7 protein-coding genes are annotated in these 5912 nt (G+C 71.1%); 5 read left to right on the top strand and 2 right to left on the bottom strand.

Features of this window, described 5'->3' with window-relative positions; all coding sequences use genetic code 11:
• The first annotated feature begins 121 nt into the window (after nt 1–121).
• A complete protein-coding gene (locus tag ACFYYJ_RS41425) occupies nt 122–610 on the top strand; it encodes a GNAT family N-acetyltransferase (protein WP_385134181.1) in 489 nt (162 codons plus the stop codon).
• A 168-nt stretch (nt 611–778) separates the two neighbouring features.
• On the top strand, nt 779–1474 hold the full coding sequence (locus ACFYYJ_RS41430; protein ID WP_389140178.1) for a class I SAM-dependent methyltransferase: 696 nt from the start codon (nt 779–781) through the stop codon (nt 1472–1474).
• A gap of 5 nt (nt 1475–1479) precedes the next feature.
• On the opposite strand, the gene ACFYYJ_RS41435 is transcribed toward ACFYYJ_RS41430, so the two are convergent.
• Nucleotides 1480–2697, bottom strand: coding sequence for an MFS transporter (locus ACFYYJ_RS41435; RefSeq protein ID WP_389140181.1), 1218 nt, complete (start codon nt 2695–2697; stop codon nt 1480–1482).
• Nucleotides 2698–2830: 133 nt separating this feature from the next.
• On the opposite strand from ACFYYJ_RS41435, the gene ACFYYJ_RS41440 reads away from it, so the two are divergent.
• Nucleotides 2831–3766: a LysR family transcriptional regulator gene (locus ACFYYJ_RS41440; protein ID WP_389140184.1), complete on the top strand. Its 936-nt coding sequence runs from the start codon at nt 2831–2833 to the stop codon at nt 3764–3766.
• Nucleotides 3767–3814: 48 nt separating this feature from the next.
• A complete protein-coding gene (locus ACFYYJ_RS41445) occupies nt 3815–4510 on the top strand; it encodes an alpha/beta fold hydrolase (protein WP_389140187.1) in 696 nt (231 codons plus the stop codon).
• Nucleotides 4511–4635: 125 nt separating this feature from the next.
• On the opposite strand, the gene ACFYYJ_RS41450 is transcribed toward ACFYYJ_RS41445, so the two are convergent.
• On the bottom strand, nt 4636–4944 hold the full coding sequence (locus ACFYYJ_RS41450) for a hypothetical protein (RefSeq protein WP_389140190.1): 309 nt from the start codon (nt 4942–4944) through the stop codon (nt 4636–4638).
• A 91-nt stretch (nt 4945–5035) separates the two neighbouring features.
• Here ACFYYJ_RS41450 and ACFYYJ_RS41455 point away from each other — a divergent pair, with 91 nt between their 5' ends.
• Complete coding sequence (locus ACFYYJ_RS41455; protein ID WP_389140193.1) at nt 5036–5641, top strand: AAA family ATPase; 606 nt, start codon at nt 5036–5038, stop codon at nt 5639–5641.
• Nucleotides 5642–5912: the final 271 nt, after the last annotated feature.

Here is a 5912-nt window from a genome sequence, read left to right on the forward strand (position 1 = left end):
AGGGGGGACCCTGTGGGAGAGTAGGACGCCGCCGAACAATCATTGTGGGAAAGCCCCGCACCTTCTGGTGCGGGGCTTTTCTGCGTTTACGGGCATTTACGGGCAGCTATCGTGTCGGCCCATGGACACGAGACCTCTGGAATGGGTGCTGCGCAGCGCCGAACCGGCAGATGTCGGGGCGATCGCGGAGTTGCGGGCCGTGGTCATGCGGCCGGACCTGGAACGGCTGGGGCGGTACGACGAGCACAAGGTCCGGCAGCGGCTGCGGGACGGGTTCTCCGAGCAGCACACGTCGGTCATCGTGGTCGACGGCAGCTTCGCGGGCAGTGTCACCGTGCGTCCGGCCCGGGACGGTCAATGGCTGGAGCATTTCTACCTCTCGCCGGCCGTCCAGGGGCGGGGGCTCGGATCGGCCGTCCTGCGGGCGCTGTTGGAGCGGACCGACGCCGATCGTGAGGTCGTACGGCTGAACGTCCTACAGGGCAGTGCTGCCCAACGGCTTTACGAGCGGCACGGGTTCACCGTGGAAGCTCAGGATCCCGTCGACGTCTTCATGGTGCGACCTCCTGGTGCGGGCACAGCGGCCACCGCGGGCACTGCCGATGTCTGAGGGGCGGGTTCTGGCGGTCGGCGCCGGGCCGTGCGACTCTCCCCATGGCGACCGGACTTCACGGGGGAGGCCGACGTGGCACTGCTTCCTGACATCACCGCCTTCTACCGCGCCGGCGACGAAGCCGCCCGGCTCACATAGGGCCGTACGCTCGGGACGCTCGAACTGGTGCGGACGCGGGAGCTCCTGCGCGGCCGCCTTCCCGATCCGCCCGCGTCCGTCCTCGATGTCGGCGGTGGGCCCGGAGTGCACGCGCGGTGGCTCACGGACGACGGGTATCGGGTCGTCGTGGTCGACCCGGTGGAGCGGCACGTACGGCAGGCCCGCGACCAGGGATTGACGGCCGTCGTCGGTGATGCCCGGCAACTGGCCGAGCCGGACGGGTCGTTCGACGCGGTCCTGCTCCTGGGCCCCCTGTACCACTTGCCGGACGCCGGGGAGCGTACCCGTGCGTGGCAGGAGGCACACCGGGTCGTCGTGCCGGGCGGTCTCGTGGCCGCAGCCGGGATCAACCGCTACGTCGGCCTGCTGGCCCTGGGCGCCGACGGCGGTCCGGACGTCGCGTCGACGGGGATGCGTGTCCGCCGCGACGGTCCGACGACGTACTGCCATGCGCCCGATGAACTCGGGGAAGAGGCACGGCAGGCAGGCGGCCTGGACCGCGTCGAGGTCTTCGGGGTGCAGGGGCCGGCCTCCGCGGCTCTGATGGAGCGGGAGCGTCGGACCGGTAGGAAGGAGGACCTCGGACCGGAGGTGCTCGCCGGGGCCCTCGCCGCCGCGCGTTGTGCCGACGGCCATCCGGGACTGGCCGTGACCAGCGTGCACTTGCTGGTGCTCGGGCGCCGCCCGGGTGCCCGCGGCTAGGTACGTCAGGACTTTTCCGCCGCCTCGCGGCGGGGGAGCAGGAGCGGGGTCGCCAGCAGGAGCGTGCCCGCGAGGCCGATGGCCGTACGGGGTCCGAGGAGGCCGCCGAGTACGCCCCAGACGGCGGTCAGCACCGCGGTCGAGGCCTTGGTCGTCACCGCCCAGGCGGTCAGTGTGCGGGTGACGCGGTCGGTCGGGGTGCGTTCGAGGCGGTGGGTGGTGGCGACGGGGTTGAAGACCCCGCAGCAGAAGATGAGGCCGAGCTCGACGCCCATCACCCACACCAGACCGCCGGTACCCGGCCCCAGGAAGGCCAGGCCGACGGGCCAGATCGCGCGCAGTGCGCCGGACGCCGCCAGGACCCCGTGCTGCCCGAACCGGTGGACGAGGGGGCGGGCCACCCTGGCCCCGAGCAGCCCGCCGATCGAGGGCAGGGCGAAGGCGAGGCCGTACTGCCACGGCGCGAACCCGAGCCGGCCGAGCATCAGGACGGCCAGCAGTGGCTGGGTGGCCATCACCAGGCCGTTGAACAGGACGGTGTTGAAGAACAGCGGACGCAGAGTCGGGTCGGCGAGGACGTACCGCCAGCCGTCGAGCAGGTCCCGGGCCCGCATACGAGTGTCCTCCCGGCGCTCGGGGCGCGGTTCGCGGGTGCCGATCGCGCGGATCCCCAGGGCCGAGAGCAGGTAACTGACCGCGTCGGCCACCACCGCCGCCAGGGGGCCGAGGAGCCCGATCGCCGCGCCGCCCAGCGGCGGGCCGATGATCGTGGTCGTCCAGGCCGTGGACTCGAACCGGGCGTTGGCGACGAGCAGGTGCTCGGCCGGCAGCAGGGTCTTCAGGTACGCGCCGGAGGCGGCGCGGAAGGTGATGTCGGCCGTCGCGACGACAGCGGAGACCAGCAGCAGCTGGAGGAAGGTGAGCGTGCCGAGTGCGAATGCGGCGGGGACCGTCAGCAGCGCCGCGAACCGCACCAGGTCCATCGCGATCAGCACCGGCCGCTTGCGGCGGAATTCGGCCCACGGGCCGAGCGGCACCGCCACGGCCGCCCCCACCGCGGCCGTCACGGAGGAGAGCGCGGCGACCTCGGCCGGTCCGGCGTGCAGCACCTGGATGGCGATCAGGGGGAAGGCGCCGAAGGCGAGCCACGTGCCGAGCGCGCTGGTCCCGTACGCACCCCAGAGCCATCCGAACTGCCGCCCCAGCCGATGCCCGCTCCTCATGCCCGATGCCCCTCGCCACTCGCCCGTACAACCGATTCGGGATCGGAATCATCAAAGCGAGCGCTGGGCACCGGGATCAAACAACTACCGAGGCGCGTGGCACAACCGTTCGTTGTGGCCATAGGGTGTCGGCATGGACCTCGATGCCGTACGTACCTTCGTCGCCGCCGCGGATGCCGGCCGGTTCCAGGAGGCGGCGGCCGAGCTGTCGGTCACCCAGCAGGCCGTCTCCAAACGCATCGCCGCGCTGGAGCGCAGCCTCGGGGTGCGGCTGTTCACACGTACCGCGCGCGGTGCCGAGCTCACCATCGACGGGCAGGCGTTCCTGCCGCACGCGCGCGAGCTGCTGCGCGTCGCCGAACGCGCCGTCGCGTCCGTGCAGCCGGGTCGTCGGCCGCTGCGCGTCGACGTGATCGCCTCGCGCGTCGCACCGTCGGGCCTGATGCGCGGCTTCCACCGCGCGCACCCCGAGGTGGACCTCGACGTGGTGATGCTGTTCGACATCGAGACGGCCGTCGCCGCCCTCCGGTCCGGTGCCATCGACGCGTCCTTCCGTGCCGTCGCCGCGCCGGGCCGGCCCCTGCCCGAGGACATCGAGTGCGTGCGCGTACTCGACGAGCCGCTCGAACTCCTCACCGGCCCGGCCCACGCGCTGGCGGGCGCCCGATCGGTGACCACGGAGCAGCTGGTCGGGCACCGGATCTGGATGCCCGGCATCGTGCCCGGTACCGAGTGGGCGGCCTACTACGAAGACCTCGTCGCGGAGTTCGGGCTCAGCATCGAGGCGACCGGTCCCAACTTCGGCTCCGACGCATTGCTCGACACCGTCGCCGACACCCCGGCCCTGGCCACCTTCATGGGCTCGCAGACACGCCTCGTCTGGCCCGCCGGCCACGGCCTGCGCCGCATCCCGGTGACCGATCCGACCCCCGTCTACCCGCACTCGCTCCTCTGGCACCGCGACAATCCCCACCCGGCACTGACCGCCCTCCGCGCCCACCTCGCCGCCACCGCGGCCGAGCGGGACGCCGCCGGGACCTGGGCGCCGGGCTGGGTGCTGCCGCGCTGAGGGACCGGAGGGCCGGGCGTTGTCGGACCCCTCGGATACCGTGCGGCCATGTCGTTCTTTGTGCTCGTCGCAGGCGCGTGGCTCGGTTCGTGGGCGTGGGATGACGTGGTGCCCACGCTGCGGGAGGCCGGCCATGACGCTCTTCCGCTGACGCTGTCCGGCCTCGCGGAGAAGCGGGCCCTGCCCGCCGGACAGCAGACCCACGTCCGGGACATCGTGGATGAGGTCGAGCGTCTCGATCTGCGCGATGTCGTGCTGGTCGGGCACAGCTATTCGGGCATCCCCGTCGGCCAGGCCGCGGAGCGGCTCGGTGATCGGCTGACCCGTGTGGTGTTCGTCGACTCCAACGTTCCGGCGGACGGTGCCTCGTTCGTCTCCACGTGGTGGGAGGGGCCGGCGAAGCTGGAAGCCGCCATCGCCGGGAACGGCGGCTCCTGGGCGCCGTTGACCGCGGCCGACTGCCAGGGGCAGGGCCTCACCGACGAGCAGACCGCCCGCCTCGTGGGCGGTGCGACGCCGCACCCGGGCGACTCCCTGGCCGAGCCCGCCGTGCTCGCGGGGCCGCTCGGCGAGCTCCCGGCGACGTACGTCAAGTGCCTGCTCGACGGCCCCGAGCCGAACGACGACGTGGCTGTGCTGCTGACCGGCGAAAGGTGGCGCCTGGTCGAGATGGACACCGGCCACTGGCCGATGTTCTCCCAGCCGCACGAACTGGCACGGATCCTCCTCGAGGCGGCACGGTAAGCCTCCCGTTCGCTTCTTGGTGCCTCCGCAACGGGCGGGGCCTCAGGCTTTCGGCCGGCCATGCCTCATGCACACCCCTACGGCTCAGCCCGCCCCGACCCGCGAACCCACTGGTCTCCAACGCGTCAAGTTGTCGGGGTGGGCCCTTCGGACACGGCGCGGTCGTAGAGCCGGTGGTGCCACTCGTTCGCGTCTGGGGCCGGCTTGGTCGTGAGGACAGGGTTGGGGCCGGTCTCGATGAGGTGCAGGAGCGTCCAGGCAACCCCGTAACAGTCATCGGGGCCGAAGCAGGCAACGAGGGCAGCAGCTTCCTCCCCTGTCACCGGCTTGCCGATCGCTTCGAGCTGGGTGACGCGCCGATCGATCTCTTCCTCCTCGGCGTCCCAGTCGGGCAGCGGGCCGTCGGCGACGAAGGAAAGGACTTCTGCTCTCATGCTCCGGATCATCGCCGCAGGCGTAAGCCTTCGAGCCGCGGGAGTCGAAAATGGAAGGCGGCGCGCTGGTGGAGGGTGACACGGTGGCGGTATGAACCAGCCGAGCTTCGAGCAGACCTCCGCCACCTGTGGCCAGGTGATCGTCGTGACGGGGCCGCCCGGAGCGGGCAAGAGCACCGTGGCCGCGCTCCTCGCCGATCACCTGACCCCGAGCGTCCACCTGCACAGCGACGACTTCTGGAGCTACATCAAGCAGGGCGTGATCCCGCCCTACCTGCCCGAAGCCCATCGGCAGAACCAGGTCGTCCTGGAAGTACTGGTCTCGGCGGCGTTCGGCTACGCCCGCGGCGGCTACCAGGTCGTTTACGACGGTGTAGTGGGCCCGTGGTTCATCGACCTCTTCCGCGCCGCGGCCAAGGAACACGCGGTGCCACTGAAGTACGTCGTCCTTCGCCCGAACCAGCACACCACGCTGGAACGGGCGACCGGCCGTACCGGCGACGCCCTGACGGACCCCGATGCGATCCGGTCGATGCACGACCAGTTCTGCGATCTGGGCCTCTACGAGGCGAACGTCCTGGACTCCGGCAGCCTGACCGCCGAGGTGACCGCCGAGAGCATCGCGCAGAGCCTGGCGAAGGGCGCCTACCTCCTCGACCCCGACGACAGCGCCACCGACGCGGCGGAACGGCTCTGATCGCCGGCTCGGCAGACGGCCAGGGGGCGGGCCGGCCGGTCGTTTTGACACCCTCACAGCCACGGTTGTAGAGTCGAGCAGTTGCCTGGAGCGGGACACGCTCGGCAGCAGCCCCCACAAGGAATCGCATTTCGTGTGGGGACACTCGACTCTTCATTCGGGAATCGAAGCCGGGGAAATCCGGTGGAAAACTTCTGATAGAGTCGGACTCGCCGGAAAGGAAAGCGCGAAAGCGAAGACCTGGAAAGCACCGAGGAAGTCGGACACGAAA

The organism is Streptomyces sp. NPDC002467 (genome assembly GCF_042889825.1).
In the GTDB taxonomy this organism is placed as follows: domain Bacteria; phylum Actinomycetota; class Actinomycetes; order Streptomycetales; family Streptomycetaceae; genus Streptomyces.